16 protein-coding genes and 1 tRNA gene are annotated in these 19,480 nt (G+C 33.2%); 4 read left to right on the forward strand and 13 right to left on the reverse strand.

The genetic code is table 11. The features are described 5' to 3' along the window. The 4 genes from AC1W6K_RS06525 to AC1W6K_RS06540 all read right to left on the reverse strand — a co-directional run. A partial coding sequence (locus AC1W6K_RS06525; RefSeq protein WP_481946868.1) for an MFS transporter occupies window positions 1–672 on the reverse strand: 672 nt, incomplete at its 3' end. Window positions 673–687: 15 nt separating this feature from the next. After that, entirely contained in the window at window positions 688–3,447 is a 2,760-nt protein-coding gene (locus AC1W6K_RS06530; protein WP_481946869.1) for a DNA gyrase/topoisomerase IV subunit A, read from the reverse strand. Between the two features lie 8 nt (window positions 3,448–3,455). Beyond that, window positions 3,456–4,019, reverse strand: a complete 564-nt coding sequence (locus AC1W6K_RS06535) for an NUDIX hydrolase (protein ID WP_481946870.1) — start codon at window positions 4,017–4,019, stop codon at window positions 3,456–3,458. After that, window positions 4,012–5,592 carry an NAD(P)/FAD-dependent oxidoreductase gene (locus AC1W6K_RS06540; RefSeq protein ID WP_481719242.1) on the reverse strand — a complete coding sequence of 527 codons (1,581 nt, stop codon included), beginning with the start codon at window positions 5,590–5,592 and terminating at the stop codon, window positions 4,012–4,014. The genes AC1W6K_RS06535 and AC1W6K_RS06540 overlap by 8 nt, the downstream gene beginning before the upstream one ends. Window positions 5,593–5,636: 44 nt before the next feature. On the opposite strand from AC1W6K_RS06540, the gene AC1W6K_RS06545 reads away from it, so the two are divergent. Then, entirely contained in the window at window positions 5,637–7,556 is a 1,920-nt protein-coding gene (locus AC1W6K_RS06545; RefSeq protein ID WP_481946871.1) for a thioredoxin domain-containing protein, read from the forward strand. On the opposite strand, the gene ruvC is transcribed toward AC1W6K_RS06545, so the two are convergent. Next, window positions 7,549–8,121: a crossover junction endodeoxyribonuclease RuvC gene (gene ruvC, locus AC1W6K_RS06550; protein WP_481946872.1), complete on the reverse strand. Its 573-nt coding sequence runs from the start codon at window positions 8,119–8,121 to the stop codon at window positions 7,549–7,551. The two genes, AC1W6K_RS06545 and ruvC, sit on opposite strands and share 8 nt — an antisense overlap. A gap of 13 nt (window positions 8,122–8,134) precedes the next feature. Here ruvC and AC1W6K_RS06555 point away from each other — a divergent pair, with 13 nt between their 5' ends. Continuing rightward, window positions 8,135–8,764, forward strand: a complete 630-nt coding sequence (locus AC1W6K_RS06555; RefSeq protein ID WP_481946873.1) for a polysaccharide deacetylase family protein — start codon at window positions 8,135–8,137, stop codon at window positions 8,762–8,764. Beyond that, window positions 8,761–9,531 carry a TatD family hydrolase gene (locus AC1W6K_RS06560; protein ID WP_481719238.1) on the forward strand — a complete coding sequence of 257 codons (771 nt, stop codon included), beginning with the start codon at window positions 8,761–8,763 and terminating at the stop codon, window positions 9,529–9,531. Before AC1W6K_RS06555 ends, AC1W6K_RS06560 begins: the two co-directional genes overlap by 4 nt. Here AC1W6K_RS06560 and AC1W6K_RS06565 read toward each other — a convergent pair. Beyond that, window positions 9,509–10,213: an ATP-binding cassette domain-containing protein gene (locus AC1W6K_RS06565; RefSeq protein WP_481946874.1), complete on the reverse strand. Its 705-nt coding sequence runs from the start codon at window positions 10,211–10,213 to the stop codon at window positions 9,509–9,511. The genes AC1W6K_RS06560 and AC1W6K_RS06565 overlap by 23 nt on opposite strands. Window positions 10,214–10,284: 71 nt before the next feature. Here AC1W6K_RS06565 and AC1W6K_RS06570 point away from each other — a divergent pair, with 71 nt between their 5' ends. Beyond that, entirely contained in the window at window positions 10,285–11,766 is a 1,482-nt protein-coding gene (locus AC1W6K_RS06570) for a xylulokinase (protein WP_481946875.1), read from the forward strand. 34 nt (window positions 11,767–11,800) lie between these two features. Here the strand turns inward: AC1W6K_RS06570 and AC1W6K_RS06575 are convergent. The 7 genes from AC1W6K_RS06575 to AC1W6K_RS06605 form a co-directional block, all read right to left on the reverse strand. Continuing rightward, window positions 11,801–11,884: transfer RNA gene (locus AC1W6K_RS06575), tRNA-Leu, on the reverse strand. Window positions 11,885–11,971: 87 nt separating this feature from the next. After that, window positions 11,972–13,210, reverse strand: coding sequence for an ABC transporter permease (locus tag AC1W6K_RS06580; RefSeq protein ID WP_481946876.1), 1,239 nt, complete (start codon window positions 13,208–13,210; stop codon window positions 11,972–11,974). An 81-nt stretch (window positions 13,211–13,291) separates the two neighbouring features. Further along, window positions 13,292–15,184 carry a hypothetical protein gene (locus tag AC1W6K_RS06585; protein ID WP_481946877.1) on the reverse strand — a complete coding sequence of 631 codons (1,893 nt, stop codon included), beginning with the start codon at window positions 15,182–15,184 and terminating at the stop codon, window positions 13,292–13,294. A 131-nt stretch (window positions 15,185–15,315) separates the two neighbouring features. After that, window positions 15,316–16,383 carry a DegT/DnrJ/EryC1/StrS family aminotransferase gene (locus tag AC1W6K_RS06590; protein ID WP_481719233.1) on the reverse strand — a complete coding sequence of 356 codons (1,068 nt, stop codon included), beginning with the start codon at window positions 16,381–16,383 and terminating at the stop codon, window positions 15,316–15,318. A 2-nt stretch (window positions 16,384–16,385) separates the two neighbouring features. After that, window positions 16,386–17,606, reverse strand: a complete 1,221-nt coding sequence (locus tag AC1W6K_RS06595; RefSeq protein WP_481719232.1) for an ABC transporter ATP-binding protein — start codon at window positions 17,604–17,606, stop codon at window positions 16,386–16,388. A 1-nt stretch (window position 17,607) separates the two neighbouring features. Beyond that, a complete protein-coding gene (locus AC1W6K_RS06600) occupies window positions 17,608–18,411 on the reverse strand; it encodes an ABC transporter permease (protein ID WP_481719231.1) in 804 nt (267 codons plus the stop codon). Window positions 18,412–18,415: 4 nt separating this feature from the next. Continuing rightward, window positions 18,416–19,480, reverse strand: a complete 1,065-nt coding sequence (locus AC1W6K_RS06605) for a hypothetical protein (RefSeq protein WP_481946878.1) — start codon at window positions 19,478–19,480, stop codon at window positions 18,416–18,418.

Genomic DNA, 19,480 nt, shown 5'->3' on the forward strand with positions numbered 1-19,480 from the left:
TAACCAAAATCTCTCTTTTTTATTACTCGTATTACTTGTTGGTAAATAATAAAATGGTATTTGTGAAAATAGGAACCACCACACGCCTACACTAAGAAATGATATTCTAGAAGCTAAATCTCCAGATATATTTCCATACCATTGAGGCATTAGAACCATAGATAAATTTTGCAGTAGTAGAATAACACTACCAATGTAACCATACGAAAATCCTCGTGCACTTAATTCATCAAATCGATCAGGAGTTGCAATTTGTGGTAAAAAGGAATTGTAAAAAACCATACTTCCTCCCCATCCAATAATTGAAAAAAGAAACCCAAAGGTTCCTATGTAGTAGTTGCCTTTTTCAAAGAAAAAGAGCATCATACAACTAATTGAGCCTAAATAACAAAAGAATTTCATAAAGCCCTTACGCGTTCCTTGGTAGTCGGCAATACCAGATAATAGCGGCATTAAGATTGCTAATATTAAAAATGCAGCAGATATGGTATATGAGAATACAGCTGTATTAATCAGTTCCAATCCAAAGAAATTGATCTCCTTTGAATTATTGGCCATAACTGCAGCAATCGGAAAATAAATTGGGAAAATCGCAGAAGTTATTGTCAACGAATGAACTGAATTAGCCCAATCATAAAATGCCCATGCGCGTAATACCTTGGGGTTATTCATGTTCATCGTTTTTAATTAAAATAAACCTAATTGTTCACCTTTATTAGCTTCTTTGGGTATTGAATCAGTTGAATAGTTTTTAATTTCTAAAGGAATATCATCGATTTCATTCGTAAGAACTTCTCCTTTAATAATTAAAGGAATATCTTCAACATCAATATTTGCTGTAGATTTAGATTCAATATTTGTATCTGAATCCGAATCAGGATCTTCCTCTATGATAACTTTCATGGCAGGTTCTGGCTCTGATTCTGCCGACTGTTCTACAACTCGAATGGCTTCCGGTTCAGGTGATTGTGCCTCTGTTTCAATAAATTCTATGTCAACTAATTTAGTATAATTTAATTTACTCCCAATCGCCTTCCATCCTCTTAATTCTACTAATTCATCAATTGGAACTAGTAAAATTTCATTGGTTTTTCCATCCGATTTATATTTTATCTGAACATTTGGTGAATAATTATCAGAAGCTGCTAATAAATTAGATGCTTTATGATCAGAGATAAATAGGAATTTTTTGTCAATTGTCGACGTTTCAATTTTAAACCGTTTAATAAAATGAGATTTATTAGCACCGTCAAAATATATAGCTGAAATTATCCCATTCGGAATAAATAATTTTAAATAAAGAATTTCTTCCGCTGGGTAGCGATTTGTTAATTCGAAATTTGTGAGCTCGTAATTGCCTGACTTGTAAATACTTAGTATTAAGTCTGTCGGTTGGAAATTACCAATATAGTCACCATGTTGGTCTCTGTTTAAACGACCAATGGTAGGGTCGTACCAAATATCTACACCGCCTAAAGTAGAAACCCCTGCACTTTTTTGTATTATTTTTCTTACCAGATATTTAGTTAATACGTTTCCTAGAGACTCTCGTCCTTTGATTGCTAATTTGGCAAAATCGTAATCAAATTGTTTAATTTTGGCAGTACAATTTGCCGTTAAACTGATGCTGATAACTTCAGCTTCACCATTTTCATTAGCAGAAAAATAAGTTATTTTAGACTTAGCATCAGCGCCAACTACCCGATATTCGCGATCGCGCGTAACTGATGTAACTTTAAATCTTTTCACATATGAAACTCCAGATTTACCGTCGGCATAAACTAAGTTGTATACCTTACGATCATCATTCTTTTTAAATACGGATACGTAAAGGACATCTTTGCCAACAAACACTTTTTCTTGAATTTTTGTAACAACGCAAGTACCATTTTGTCTGAATACAATAATGTCGTCTATATCCGAACAATCCATTACGTATTCATCCTTCTTGAGGCCGTATCCAATAAAACCGTCAGCTCTATTTACATAAAGTTTTTGATTAGTAGCTGCTACTACGGTAGCCGAAATCGTATTGAAACCTTGAATTTCTGTTTTACGTTCTCTCCCCTTACCATATTTTTGAAGTAGGTTTTTGAAGTAATTTATCGCGTATCTGACTAAATTAGCGAGGTTATCTTCTACTTCAGCTAATTCCTCAAGAAGTCGCTTCATCAACTCATCTGCCTTGAAACTGTCAAATTTCGATATTCTTTTGATTCGAATTTCAAGTAGGCGCAATATATCTTCTTCCGTTATTTCACGGTAAAAATCTTTCTTAAATGGGTCTAATCCTTTGTCAACAGTTTCAATGACTAATTCAAATGTTTCACATTCTTCAATTTGACGATAAATCCGATTTTCAATAAATATCTTCTCCAAGGAGCTGAATAACAAGCGTTCCATTAATTCGTTTTTACGAATTTCAAGTTCTTGTTTAAGTAGGTCAACTGTTTGTGCTGTACTAACTTTTAATATTTCAGCAATACCGATGAAATGAGGTTTATCTTCAACAATTACACAGGCATTGGGTGAAATGGAAACTTCACAATCAGTAAATGCATACAAGGCATCAATAGTTACATCTGGAGAAATTCCTGGTGCTAATTGTATTTGAATTTCAACTTCTTTTGCTGTGTTATCGATAACTTTTTTAATTTTTATTTTTCCTGTATCATTAGCTTTAATGATTGAATCAATTAAAGAAGTTGTCGTAGTCGTGTAAGGTATTTCTTTGATTATAAGTGTTTTTTTATCCAATTCCTCAATACGAGCTCGTACACGAATTCGTCCACCACGTAAACCATCGTTATAGTTTGAAGCATCCATAAGTCCACCAAATTGAAAATCTGGAAGCAATTCAGCTTTCTTATTATTTAATAAATCAATTGAAGCCTGTAGTATTTCACAAAAATTATGAGGCATAATTTTTGTTGCTAAACCAACAGCAATGCCTTCTACTCCTTGGGCTAATAATAATGGAAATTTTATAGGCAGCGTAATAGGCTCCTTTTTTCGACCATCATATGATAATTGCCAATTTGTGGTTTGAGCATTGAAAACAACATCATTTGCAAATTTTGATAGTCTAACTTCGATGTAACGAGCTGCAGCAGCACTGTCACCAGTACGATTGTCTCCCCAGTTTCCTTGGCAATCGAACAACAATTCTTTTTGTCCTAGATTAACTAATGCGTCGTTAATTGAGGCATCACCATGTGGGTGATACTGCATGGTTTGACCAATAACATTGGCCACTTTATTGAAACGGCCATCATCCATTTCCTTTAATGCATGAAGTATACGTCTTTGCACTGGCTTTAAACCATCACCTACTGCTGGCACTGCACGTTCAAGAATAACATAAGAGGCATATTCTAAGAACCAATTTTCATACATTCCTGCTATTGCAATTTGATTCTGTAATTCACCTTCTATTTGCTCGCTCATATAAATTTCTAATCAACTAATTTAATATACTGATAAATGATTAATGCTGTTGCCCCCCAAATATCTTGACCTTCAAATGCATATCGTGGGGAATCAACTGGCTCTCCATTATAATGTATTTCATGAAAATTTAATTGGGCTGGGTCCTTGAAAAAGGATACAGGTATTTCAAAAATACGATTTATTTCTCTTTTATTAATAGTAAAATTTAGCTTTTTATCTATTTCAATATAATAAGATTGTATCCAATAATTTGAAATTGGAATCCAATGTGGATTCAAAGATTTTAATCTAGATATTTCAATTTCAATGCCTAACTCCTCTTTAATTTCTCGTTGAGCAGTGTAAAGAAGATCAGGATCTGATTGATCTTTCTTCCCTCCAGGGAAAGCCATTTGTTCACTATGATGTCCATCATATTTTGAGCGTTTTATAAATATAATTCGATCGCCTAATTCATCATCCTTTAATTTAATTAATACAACTGAGGCTAGTTTAGCATTTTCCTTTATACTAGTAGCATCGGGAATTTGATTTATCAATCCTATAATTTTCTCAAATCGATTATGCATGTTTTAGCTTTATTCGGATTGCTTCAGCACATCGTATCCCATCTATTGCTGCCGACATAATACCTCCGGCATATCCTGCTCCTTCACCACATGGGTATAAACCAGTAATTTCCGAATGTTCCAAAGTTATTGGGTCACGAGGTATTTTTACAGGTGATGAAGTTCTACTTTCAAGGCCAATCAATTGACCTAAATTACTACTAAAGCCATTTATCTTTCGATCAAAATCTTGTAAACCTAGTGCAAGCGGTTCAGCAATAAAATCAGGTAAAAATGATCGCATATCCCCTGGAATCAAACCAGGTATATAGGATGTTTGATTTGTAGTTTGGTTAACTTTTCTTTTAATAAAGTCTCCAGTTAATTGAGAAATGGCTTGTTGGGTTCCTCCAGCTAATTTATTTGCCTTTTGTTCTAGGTTTTCTTGTAAGTACATTCCTGCCAATAGACCATAATCTCGGTAATCTTTGTAATCCTCTGGTGCGATACTGACAACAATACCTGAATTCGCATATTTTGAATCTCGCCGCGAAGGTGACATACCATTGACAACAACCTGATTTTGTGCGGTTGCGGAAGGTACTATAAATCCACCCGGACACATACAAAATGAAAAGACACCTCGTTGAATACCATTATATTTAGTTTGTGTTACTAAACTGAATGAAGCAGGTGGTAAATATTCTGGACGAGAAGTTAATTTGTATTGACACGTGTCTATTAATGATTGCGTATGTTCAATACGGACACCCATCGCGAAGGGTTTTTGTTCAACTTTAATTTTTTTGTCAACTAGATGCTGGAAAATATCTCTGGCGGAATGACCAGTGGCTAAGATTAGTTGGTCGGCTTGAAATTCTTTACCACTTTCAGTGACTATTCCCTTTACCTTAAAATTATCGATCAATATGTCGACTACTTTTTCTTTAAAATGTACTTCACCACCGGATTCAATAATTGCTTCACGCATGGCAGAGATTATTCCAGGTAGTTTGTTAGTCCCGATGTGGGGATGCGCTTCATAAAGTATATTCTTATTGGCCCCATAAGCAACAAATGTCTCTAAGACAGCGTCTATATCCCCCCTCTTCGTACTACGTGTATAAAGTTTACCATCAGAATACGTTCCGGCGCCACCTTCTCCAAAGCAATAATTACTTTCAGAATTAACCACATTATGTTTGTTGATTGCAGCTAAATCTCTTCTCCTATCGCGTACATTATTTCCTCGTTCAATTACAATAGGTTTGATTCCTGATTTGATTAAAGTTAATGCGGCAAACAAACCAGCCGGTCCACTACCTATGATTAGAACATTTGGTACTTTTGAATTTAGTTTTTTTGTTACTTGGCGTGAATTTAAATCAAATGAAAAATCATGTTCTATTGGATAAAATCCAATTTTTACATTTGCTTTTAATTGTCGGCTACGCGCGTCAATAGATTTTTTTTCAATACGATACTGACATGAATTTAATAGCTTTGCTCCTACTTCTGCCAATAAAAATTGGTGAAGCAATTCTGGGGAATGCGCCGTTTCAGGATTTAGAATAAATGATTTATATTCAGGCATAAATAATGTTTGAACAAAAGTACTAATCTATTTTAATCTACGTGATGAATCAATTACAAAACCAAGTAAGTCCTTATTTATTGCAACATAAAGATAATCCAGTTCATTGGTTACCTTGGGGAAATGAAGCATTAGATTTAGCGATTAGACTAGATAAACCAATTATATTAAGTATTGGTTATGCAGCATGTCATTGGTGTCACGTCATGGAGCATGAGTCATTTGAAAATCAACAAGTGGCTGATCTAATGAACGAAAATTTTGTTTGTATTAAAGTAGATCGTGAAGAACGACCAGATATTGATCATATTTACATGGATGCGCTGCATCAAATGGGTGTTTCTGGAGGCTGGCCATTAAATGTTTTTTTAATGCCTGATCAAAAACCTTTTTATGGAGGCACCTATTTTCCTAAATCAAATTGGCTTCAATTATTAAATTCTATTCAAACTGCCTTTCAAAATCACAAAGAAGAGTTACAGCAATCTGCTGATGGCTTTGCGGCTAATTTAGAAGATAAATCCATTGGTTTATATCCCATTGAATTGAATGAGTTAACAACTATTATTCCTGATATACTTATAAAAATAAGTAAGTATTTGGATCCAATTTATGGGGGTATTCAAAAAGCTCCCAAGTTCCCACTTCCTTCCTTAGGCTTATTTCTAGAGTCTATACCAGAAAAATTAGCCACAAATCTTGGTATATATATTCATTCGGATAGACAACTAGAAAAAATGGCTCAAGGAGGTATATATGATCAAGTTGGTGGTGGATTTTCTAGGTATTCCGTTGATTCTGAATGGTTCTGCCCACATTTTGAGAAGATGTTATATGATAATGCACAATTAGTCTTCGTCTATTCTAAAGCTTATGAAAGAACTTCAAATCTGATATTTGAAGAAGTAGTTAAATCAACAATTGGGTTTTTAAATCGAGAATTAAGGGATAGTTCAGGTTTATATTTTGCATCTCTAGATGCTGATAGTGAAGGTATTGAAGGACAATTTTATGTTTGGGAGTTTGAAGAATTAAATTCTATTTTACCCTTTGATAAATATGCTCCTTTTTATCAAGCTTTTCAAATAAAGCGCACTGGTAATTGGGAAGAAAATAAAAATATATTATTTAAGAATCATTCCGTTTTAAATGTAGTTTACGAGAAAGAGCTACATACACTGGCGACCGCTAGGGCTAAAAGAATTAGGCCACAAACGGACACAAAATTATTATTGGCATGGAACGCCATGTTAGGATCTGGTTTAGTGCAAGCTAGTAAAGGTTTGAATAATCAAGAATTCCTGGAAAATGCTATTGCATTAGAGGAATCAATGAATAGCTTTTGGGATATAAAAAGCAATCTATTATTACATCAAATCTCTTATTCAAATCAACCGATTTATGCATTTTTAGATGATTATGGTGCATATGGATTGTTTTTAATTCATTTGTTTAATGAAACTGCTAATGTAATCTATTTAGAAAAACTACGAAAAATAGTTAATGGTGTTTACCAAAATCATGGCCAATTAAATTGTTTATTTAGTTTTCAATCTAACTTGAACGCAGTATTGATTTCAAATAAGTACGAGATAACTGACTCGGTGATGCCAGCTTCTAATTCGATGCTTTGTGAAGTATTATTTTGGTCTGGTATTTTGTTAAACGATGTGACTCTTACTTTACGAGCAAAAGATATGTTGGCCGCTGTTCTTGAACAAGCAACAGCTAATCCACTATATCATGCCAACTGGCTTAGAATATATTCCGAATGGTTGGAAAATCCGCAAGCTTTGGTGAAATATAATCCGAGTAATTATGCTAAAAATGAATTGCCAGAATTGCGAGTTACGTGGGTACCTATTAAGGATCAGTCTCATTCATTTTTGCTTTGCATTGGAGATCGTTGTCTGTCTCCGTGTGAAAGTATAGATGAATTATTAAATCAATTCAAATCTATTTAATTCGATCAGGATTTTCATTGACAAAAGCGCCCCAACCTTTCTGTGTACCTTTAACAGAAGAAGTTAAATTCTTCGAATGAAAGTGGTGGCAAATTGCAATGCCTAGAGCATCGGTAGCATCATGGAGTTTACTTTCTAGTTTAATACCGCTAATGATTTCAACCATCTTGGATACTTGTTCTTTGGAAGCATTTCCGTTTCCAGTAACTGATTGTTTTACTTTTTTAGGTTCGTATTCTGTTATTGGAATTTGTTTAGAATATGAAAGCGACATGACCATACCTTGAACACGTCCTAGTTTCAACATTGATTGTACATTTTTGCCAAAAAATGGAGATTCAATCGCTATTTCATCTGGTATAAATTCTTCTAACAGATGCAAGACGCGTTCATGTATTTTTAGGAATTTGGCACCTTGGGTAGTGTATTTAGTTAAATTAAGTACACCATACTGCAAAATGGTCACTTTATCTTTGTGCGCTCTTATAAGGCCATAACCTAAATACCGAGTACCAGGGTCAATGCCTAATATTATTTTTTCTGCACTAACGTTTGTATTTTGCATGATAATTTCGCCTATGTTCATTCATCAAATACCTGCTATTATTCCAAAGGTCTTGCCTAAATTAATATGGCAATATCAGACTAAAGTTAATTCTCGCGAGGTTTATTTTACTTTTGACGACGGTCCTACACCTGAAATTACCAATTTTGTATTGGATTGTTTAGATACGTACTCTTTCAAAGCCACTTTTTTTTGTATTGGAAAAAATATGTTGGCGCATCCTGAGCTCGTTCAGTTAATTATTGACAAAGGCCATAGTATTGGTAATCATACAATGAATCATGCGAATGCCTGGAAGTATAAAAATCAATCTTACATATATGATTACCAAAGTTGTCTAGATGTAATTCATAGTTTTGGTGTTAATTCTGTAGGTTTTCGTCCTCCTTATGGAAGAATAACCAATTACATTTACCACCAAATCAGTCAACTGGAGCCCGTATATATGTGGACGTATTTATCTGGAGATTATAATAAAGATTTATCTCCCAGTGATATATTACGTTCTGCGAAGCAGTCAATTAAACCTGGTTGTATTTTAAGCTTTCATGATAGTGTTAAAGCGTTCCCACGATTGCAAGTGGTATTACCGGAATTACTAGAATTCTGCAAAAGAGAAGATTATTTATTAAAAGCATTATGATAGATACGCATGCCCACTTATATAACTCACATTTTTCAAATGACTTAGATGCTCATATAGCTGAAATTCGTGCAAATGGTATTAAAGAGGTATGGATGCCAAACTGTGATTCTGAGTCTTGGAAAGACTTAATTAATGTTTCAAAAAAATATCCAGATTTTGCCTTGCCGATGATTGGCTTACATCCAACATATGTTAAGGAGAATTATTTGATAGAATTAGAAAATCTCAAGAATATTTTAAATACACAAAAAGTATTAGCAATAGGTGAAATTGGTCTTGATTATTACTGGGATACTACATTTAAAGCGGAACAAATTACAGCCTTTGAAATGCAATGTCACTGGGCATTAGAACATAAAATTTGGATAGATGTGCATTGTAGAAAAGCCTACGCGGATTTAATAAGAATATTGAAAAAACAAGATTATGTTGATTTGAGAGGGATTATTCACTGTTTTTCAGGTGACGCTCGTGAAGCAGAATTATTGGTCGGCTTAGGTTTTAAATTAGGTATAGGTGGTGTCATCACGTATAAAAATTCAACTTTATTTCAGGATATCAAAGATATTTCATTGGATCATATTGTTTTAGAAACTGATAGCCCCTACCTCACCCCTGTACCTTTTCGTGGTAAACCTAATAGTCCAAGTTATATTCCTATTATAGCACAAAAATTAGCAGATTTTTATGAAATTTCCTTGGAAGAGTTGGTGGCAAAAACGTGTATGAATGCAAGCCAACTTAAAACGTATGCTGGTTTTTAATCCAATAATCCGTTGCTTGTTTCCATGAGATCATGGCATCTTTTAATCTTAGAGCTATTTTGTTTTTTGAATTCCAAAATTTAGTCCTATTCCCTTGAAAGATTAGTTTTCCCTTTTCCATGATTCCAATCTTTTGACTTAAGCGAATAATATCACTTAAATCATGGCTAATTAATAAACATGGGATTTGACTGCTTTCAATTAATTGTTGTAAAATAGTAGAAAACTCCATTTTTTGTTCTGTATCCAATTGACTAAATGGCTCATCGAGTATCAAATATTCAATTGGTTTACTCACTGCTTCAATTAAGGCTATTTTTTGTTTTTCACCTCCAGATAACAATTGAATTTTTGATTTTAATAGATGCTGAATATGAAACATCTTTATATACAACTTGACTAATTTGGTTTTATTTAATTCAGTTTCTTTCTGAAATAGAAAATTTAAATAATCCTCAACAGTATGATGTGGTTTTAAATGAAGTGATTGTGGAACATAACCCGCTACTATAAATTGAGGAATCAATCTTTCTGAGTTATTATTTACCTCGAAGCCATTTGACATAATGGATGAGTCATTCGATAGATTGAGGCCAACAGCAATTTTTGCAACTGTGCTTTTACCTGAACCACTTTTACCAATTAATGAAAAAATTTCACCTTTATTGATCTCAATTTTCACTAGAGACAGATTAAAATGAGGATTAACTTGGTAACTTGGTATGATTATTTGTAACATCTAAACTGAAAATTATGCTTTTGTGTGGCGTTGATGTAGGTACATCGTCTATTAAAGTTAGTGTTGTTGACGCAGCAAACCAACAATTAATTTATTCTACTTCATACCCTGAAATAGAAAATGAAATATCAGCACCTGAACCTGGTTTTGCTGAACAAGATCCAGAGCATTGGTGGACTTGTGTTAAGGAAGCTATTTTGAAAGCCAACTCTTCTAACACGTATAATGCTAAGGATATTGTTTCTATAGGTATTTCATATCAAATGCATGGATTGGTTGTAATAGATAAAGAATACCAAGTTTTGAGGCCATCAATTATTTGGTGTGATTCTCGTTCCGTCGAAATTGGAAGTGAGGCATATGCAGGAATTGGGAAATCGTATTGTGAAAACAACCTTTTGAATTCGCCAGGTAATTTTACAGCTTCAAAATTAGCTTGGGTTAAAATTCACCAACCAGAAATTTACGATAAGATACATTTAGCCATGTTACCGGGAGATTTCATTGCTGGACGCTTAACGAATGTATTTACCACAACAAATTCAGCGCTGTCTGAGGGGATATTTTGGGATTTTAAAGCTAATGATATTTCAAGTCCATTAATGGATTATTTTGGTTTTGACCCAAGTATGATACCTGAAGTTCAACCTGTATTTTCAAATCATGGAATCATTTCGGATAATGTGGCTAAGAATCTTGGTTTAAATAACCAAGTTCAAGTCACATATAAGGCAGGGGATCAGCCAAATAATGCTTTTTCATTGGGAGTTTTGGAGCCTGGTGAAATTGCTACTACTGCTGGGACCTCTGGAGTAGTTTATGGTGTAAGTGACTCGCTTACATATGATCAAATGAATCGTGTAAATTCATTTGCTCATGTTACGCATACCAAAGATTCAACACGAATAGGTGTTTTAATGTGCATTAATGGTACAGGAATTCTTAATCGGTGGGTCCGTCAAAATATAGCTTCAGATTTGTCTTATAATCAAATGAATAATTTAGCGAGTCTATCACCTATCGGCTCTCGTGGACTTGTTTGTTTACCTTTTGGTAATGGAGCAGAGCGTATTTTTCAAAACAGAAATATAGGTGCGAGTTTTGATAACTTAGATTTCAACCAACATAGTAAAGCTGATTTGATTCGTGCTGCCCAAGAGGGAATTGCATTTTCTATGGCTTATGGTATCGAAATGTTAAACGCAACAGGAATAAAAGCGAATAAACTGAAAGCTGGTTATGCCAATATGTATTTAAGTGATGTTTTTACATCCGCTTTAGTTAATGCTTCAAATGTTTCTGTAGATTTATTGGAGTCTGATGGGTCCTTTGGAGCTGCTCTCGGTTCTGGATTTGGCTTAGGCTATTATCATTCTGCCAAAGAGGCAATTTCTAAAATTAAACGAGTAAGTACCTGTGAACCCAAATTCGATTTGTTATCAAAAACTTTAGATGCTTATTCAAATTGGAAGGAAACAATTACCAAAAAGCTCTAAAAAGGCAAAGCCTCTCAATTTCTTGAGAGGCTTGTACCCAGAGCCGGAGTCGAACCGGCACGGGCTTGCACCCACGGGTGTTTGAGACCAGCGCGTCTACCAATTCCGCCATCTGGGCAATTAAATCAAACCAATTGGCCTAATTGCCCTGCAAAAGTAGGGCAAATTCATATGTAAATCAAGTCCTCGTAAAATAATAAATGATTTACTCGTATCTTAAAGCGTCTACAGGATCTAATTTAGAGGCTTTAAATGCGGGATAAATTCCTGAAAATAAGCCAACTAGAATACAAATAATTATTCCGACTGTCATCCATAACCAAGGAATAATAAAACTTGCTGCACCTGCACTTATTCCTTGTGCAATTAAGTTCCCTATTGGTATAGCTAAAATAATACCTCCAACTCCCCCAATTAAACATATAACAATAGCTTCAATTAAAAACTGTTGCAAAATTCGAAAAGGTGTAGCACCCAATGACTTTCTTATTCCTATTTCTCGCGTTCTTTCCGATACTGATACCATCATGATGTTCATTAGTGCAATAGCCGCCCCTAAAAGCGTTATAAAACCAATGACAAATCCTCCTAATTGTAAGCTAGATGTAATGCTTTCAAAACTTTTGGCTATTGAATCTGATCTGTCTATTGAAAAAGAATCATCTGCCGTCAATGGATCTTTACGAACTTTTCGCATTACCCCTCTAGCTTCTTCCATAAAATTATCTAGGTTTTCTACTTTTGTGGAAGATGTAGTAATATCAAATGTTAAGTTCCGACCCACAGCCATTTTTCGACCTGTTTCTAAAGGAACCATAACTATACGATCATCTCCCCCTCCCATCATATTTCCTTTTTTAGCAAGTAAACCAACTATTTTTAATTTTATTCCATTAACAATTATTTCCTGATTTAAAGGGCTTTTCTTTTCAAATAATTGCTCGATTACATCAACCCCCAGAATACAAACGTTCGTTGCATTTAAAAATTCATTAGTTGAAAAGCTTCTCCCACCTCCTATTTTATAACCTTTTAACTCAATTGAATTATCATCTATACCCCAAAGCCGGACATTGGGATTCGTTTTTTTGCTTTCGTATTTTACTATCGCATTACCAGAAACACTCGTCCTAAGTGAAACTTTCCCTTTTGCAAGAAATAATTGCTTATATCGTGTTGCCTGTCGGTAATCTATATTCTTAAATCGTTTTTCTTTTTGCCCTTCTCTTCGCATTTGATTTGCAGGTCGATTTCGAATATCAAATGAATTAGCTCCTAACCCTGAAAAGGAATTATCGACAGAACTTTGAATACCATCAATTGCTGTAAGAATACCCACCAGCGATGTAATTCCTAACGAAATTATCAAAGCCGTTAAAATAGTTCTTAGTAGGTTACCCTTAATAGACCTAAGGCCTTCTGCTATATTTTCTTTTATATTCATTTCAAATGCAATTTATCAAAAGGTTTTATGATTTGTCCGCCGATAGTAATTAGTAATTACCACTAATCATTTATAGTTGTACTACTTTAGTTTTCTAAGATAATAATCTTCGCCGCGGACAATAACTCCTTCTGACAAATTGAAATTTGTGCCCAATCTAACATCACCAGATTGTGGTTTAATTACTGATTTTGCAAAAAATAGATAGTCGGTCTCCTTGGGTACTACTTGTAAACCTTGCTCAAAAGGATTTATTGGGATTAATTTTCGACTAAAATTTGGGCCCCACAATGGATACTCATAGTCGTCATTAACAGTACCTAAGGCAACAGTTGCATTCTCCGGGACCAAATTCTCAAAATTAGCATACGCTTTGGATATATCAGGTCTAGAAATAGTTAGAGCTTCAATTCTAGTCATACTGAAAATAGATTGCTTAACAGTAGTACCAAAAGGTAGTGCTCTTAAGTGAAGTAAAATAGTTGATAATCCAGTTAAAGAAATTAGAAGTGATGATAGAATTAAAAATATTTTTCCAAGTTGATTAGTTTGAAATAATTGTTTTTCAGCAAGCCAATTGGCAATAATTGGAATAATAAATACCAATGTGCTAAGCATATACCGGCCTTTCCAAGGATCATAAGCTGCAGTATATGCAAGAGCAATTAAATGAAAAATATACGCAGCAAAGAAATAATAATAGATTCTTTTGGTGTTTCTTTTTCGTAAATACAAAAGTGATGGAATACAAAATATGATGAATATAATACCGTAGATTGGTGTTCCATTATAAAATTCCAAACGCCTATTGAAAGAAAAAGGAATTATTGTAAAAGATGTTTCATTTTCTAAACCTAAACTAAATTTTTGATCTATACGTTGAAAATACACTTTAATTTTTTTCTGACTTTTTTCAACAAAATCTATATTTCTTAATCCATCGAGATTTAAAAGATCAAACTGATATCGAATCAAATTTCTAGTTCCATGTTCCATTAATTTGTATAAATTTCCCGCTCGCTCAATTGATTGATGTTGAGTTGCCGTTTTAGGACCAATTGGGTGTCCATAATTTACATAATTGGCTAAATACCCAGTTGGCATTGTTATCGTTGAAAGAAAAATTATACCTGCAAGAAAGGTATGCTTTATCTGATATATCCAATTTTGAGATTTTAAGTTGATGAAAATATAAATAAGAATAATCGCCAATGGAATAAATGAAAAAACAAACGTTATTTTATGACTTAAGGCTATTGAAAAAGCAAGAACACTGAGGTATATGTAAATTGTTTTTTGAGTTTGTCTAAAACTAAATAGGAAATAAATTATTGAAATTAAATAAGCGGCTAATACAATATCGGTATCAGTAGATGTAGATTGAATAATAGCTATGGGGATAAATAAAAGTAAGGAAGAACAAAATATCCGCGTTACAAAAGGAATTAATAATCGTTTCAACACTCCATATGACCCAATAAAAAGAATCCAATACGCCGACATATTAGGCAGTTTAAAAAAATGTTCATTCCAGTTAGACATTAAAAATGGGTATACTTGAATGGAAGAAAAGGCTTTAGGATATGTATCTATGTTCCAATTTGTTCCAATAAAATGCTTGAATGAGCCATTTTGTAAAAAGTAAAAAATACGATTTAAATGCCCGGTCATGCTATCCCATTCATTTGGTGGCGTGTAATAGGTTAACGATAATTGAATAGAATGTATTAAAAGATAAGAAATTAATAGAATGGAAAATGAAGCTTTCTCCGTTTTTGTTGACCCAATATATACTTCATGTAATCTTTGAATCGCTCTACCAGTAACTTTAAATGATGAAGTACTTGTGTGCTCTTTTTGGAACAGGTTGGAAGTGAAAAAACTATGAAAACAAATAGACAAAAGAAATGGTAGAATTGACCAAGCAACAGTACTATCCCAAATTGTAAGTTCTGAGAGAATATAGCCAGTCATTATTATGATAGCAGTGTATAGAATGTAACCTATTACAAAAATATCCTCGAAATTTTTGTTGGATATTTTAGATGCAATTTTTATACATAGTAAAACAAACGATATGAATACTATGATATACATACGAAATATTAATATGATGAATTAACTATTTTTACTACTTCAAGAATTTCCGCATCTGTAATGCTAGCAGATAAAGGCAAACAAAGTATACGATTGGCTATATCTTCAGAAACAGGGCATGCTTGTTTTAATAAATAAGGCAATTCGTTTAATGAAGGATAAAAATATCTTCTCGGAAATATATTGGCTTCGTTAAGGCATTTAATAATGTGTAAAATGTGTTCATTGTTCAAACCAACTATTGGAAAATAGCTATAATTTCTTTCTACACTCGTATTCCATTGAATTGTTTGAACTTTTTTATCTAAGTTTAATTCATATAATTCACTTGCCTTTTTTCTATGATCCTTGATTTGATTAAAATGTTTCAAATTAACTAAACCCATTGCTGCATGAAATTCAGAGTTTTTTCCGTTAATGCCCGCTGATAAATATATGTCTCCCTTATGACCGAAGCTTCGTAGTTCGCGTACCTTTTCAGCCATTTTTTTTTCTTTAGTTATGACAGCTCCACCTTCTACCGTGTGAAATATTTTTGTAGCGTGAAAACTACATGTAGTTACATCTCCATAAGTGAAAATTGACTTTCCTTTATACTTCACACCAAACGCATGCGCTCCATCATAAATTAAAGGAATACCTGCTTTACTAGCAATTTCTTCTTGTTTTACTAAATCACCAGCATTCCCATAAACGTGTGTAGTTAATATTGCTTTTGTTTTGGCTGAAATTTTATTTTTGAGTTGAGAACTTTCTACAGTAAGTGAAATTGGATCAATATCAGCAAAAACTGGATTACAACCTTCCCAAATCAGTGCATTGGTTGTTGCACAATAAGAAAATGGTGTGGTAATTACATCTCCTATGACGTTACAAGCTTTAAGTGCTAATTGAAGTGCAATTGTTCCATTGCCAACAAATACAAGATTGTCAACTTCTAGAAATTCAGCTAGCTTTTTCTCTAATTCAAGTAGTAATGGACCATCATTTGTTAGGTGATTTGATGACCAAATTTTCTCTAAATAGTCAACATATTCTTTTAAATCAGGAAGATATGATTTAGTTACATGAAGCATATCTATAGCGTATTTGATATTTGTGTTAATGAAAAATCAAAATTTGGACGAACATATCCAGGCCATTTTCCATACCAGGAAGTATCAATTCGGTAATCAGCAATTTCAAAATTAAATATTTCCTCGAAATTGTGAAGGACAATAGATTTATCCTTTACAATCATAAATGATATAATATAACTTCCATCATTCATGAAATTTGAAGGGATTTCTGTCGATGCTTTAATGACACCCAAATCACAATTGATAGCCGGTGTACTGATATTAAAAATACATTCACCAGTACTTGCATAAACATGTAAACTAATATTCAAATTTTGATTATTAAGATTATTCCAAAATTCAATATCTAATGAAATTGAATTTCGAACATCCATATAGGTTTGATTTTCGAATAATTTTGGAGATAGAGCACACGATTTTAATCGAACAAACTTATTCCCTGGTGCTTGATCAAAACTTAAATAATTATGCTCATATACATTCTTTTGCATATTAGCCATATAATTATTTATTACCTCTCCTGTTTCACCAAATTGCTTTACTTTCCCCTTCTCCAAATGCAAGGTTTTATTGCATAAATTAGAAACGGCCGTCAAATTATGACTTACAAATAGAATAGTTCGATCATTTGCGGCGACTTCTTTCATCTTTCCCAAAGATTTCTTTTGAAAATCAGCATCACCTACCGCTAAGACTTCGTCTACTATTAATATTTCAGGGTTTAAATGTGCAGAAATTGCAAATCCTAAACGGACATACATTCCAGAGGAATATCGTTTAACCGGTGTATCTAAAAATTGACTAATTTGAGTTCCAGCGAAATCAACAATTTGATCAAATTGAGAAGTTATTTCAGCTTTAGACATTCCTAATATAGCCCCATTCAAGTAAATATTTTCTCTTCCAGTTAGTTCAGGATGAAACCCAGTACCCACTTCTAGCAGACTCGCAACTTTTCCCCTTACATTGATATGTCCGTGAGTTGGTTTCGTAATTCGACTTAAAATTTTCAATAAAGTAGATTTTCCAGCACCGTTATTTCCAATAATACCTAATTTATCACCTTTTTGTAATGAAAATGAAATATCGTCAACTGCCCAAAACTCTTCTTTTGGATTAGATTTAAAAAATTCTGAAATACCATTTCGTATCGATTTTGCCTCGCCTTGCTTAGCTAAATTATATTTTTTAGAAACGGATTCAACATCAATAATGTTCATATTACAAATGATCTACAAATGAATCCTCCCTGACATCAAAAATCCATAAACCAATAAAAAAGGTAACGATACTTATAAAAATGGCTACAAAAAGACCATTTACAGAATAAGTAGGATAATTTGGTATCAAACAAAATCGAAAAAATTCAACAAATGAAGCTAAAGGATTTAGCCATAAGTAAATTGGATACCAAGATTTTCCCATGAATTCATTGGAAGTATAAACTATGGGAGTAACAAAAAAACCATATTGTACTATCAAGGGTATTGCTTGTAGTAAATCGCGATATTTAATTGCAAATGAAGCAAAAATCAACCCAAGACCGAGACTAAATAATGTAGTTACTAACAAGGCTAATGGCAACAGAAAAATAGACTCAGTTATAGGCTGCTTTAAGCCAATGAGTAAAATTACATAAACGATAAGTCCCACAAGAAAGTCAACTAAAGTAACTGCTAAGCTAGAAATACAAATGATTAATCTAGGGAAATACACTTTAGAGACTAAATTACCATTGATTAATATAGATTGACTAATGGACTGAAATCCATTAGCAAAATAATTCCAAAAGAGAATTCCAGAGAATATAACTAACTGAATTGGATAGCCTGAGAAATCTTTAATATTTGCAACATTCTTAAAAGCAAATAAAAAAACCAACATAGTTGCCATTGGTCTTATTATGGCCCAAGCTATACCTAAAATAGTTTGTTTGTAACGGACAGAAATATCTCTTTTAGCTAGAATTACTAAGAGCTCATAATCCTTATTTATTTCTTTAAACTTGGTTATAAATTTATTCATGTAGCTATTTAGACATCATTTCCCTATAAATTCGAACTATATTTAAAATAAGGCTACTAAGAAAAATTCCAAGAATGATACCAATTAATGTAATAGGGCCATAAAAATGTCTTATACCAGCTGTGCTAATTTCGGGTTCAGATATAATTGTAAATAATGGGGTCTCTTTCGCTAGGGAAAATTTTAGATTGTCATAATTCCGCACAGACTCCAAATACATCCCTTGTAATTGTTGAGATGACAATTGAAGCCTCTCTGCAATAATACGTGCACGTTGAAAAATTATTTGTTGATTTTGATCATTATAATTAGCCAATTTACCTTGAGTATAGTAAAGTGCAGATCGTAGTGAATCTACACGTTTGTCCAAAATAATTAATAATTCCTGAGATTTCTTTGTTTTAGTATCAATGTAAAAATTCGTTACGGTTTTCAAATATAATCTTGCCCAAATATAGGATAATGTGTCATCACGTGTTTCAACGGTTAATGTTTGAAATGTAGATTTTGGATTATCATTGACAATAACCGTTTGACCTTTGAGAAAGTCATATAAAGCATCTAAAATATTTCTATCTTGAGATGATAATTTGCTTATTTCAGTTGATTTAAATCGATGGTTGTAAAAATCTGCTGGACGATTTTTCCATTCAAATTCATTAATTCTAGATTTTTCAAGAAAAATATTAGCAAATATCCCTTCTTTATTACCATAACGGACCTTAGTTAATAAAGCTTTCCTGAAAATAGATTTCGTTTTCAAAAGTTCCTTAAAATTTTCTCCACTAAAAAGTGAAGCATTACTGCCCATTCCGCCACCTAAACCGAAGGAACTGGCTAACTCTAGTAGTCCCCCACCATTACCCCCACTGTCACCATCTACTACAAAGACAATTTCTGTTTTAAAGTTTACATCTTGAATTTTATAATATTCATAGCCCCCGCCAATTAATAAACCAATAAATGCACCTATGGATAATACTTTTCTGTTTTCCTTGACATAGGGAATAACTAACAAACATTTTAAAACCAAACGTTTAAATGAAAATTGATCCTCTCGTAATTCCAT

The organism is Aquirufa sp. (assembly GCF_964796385.1).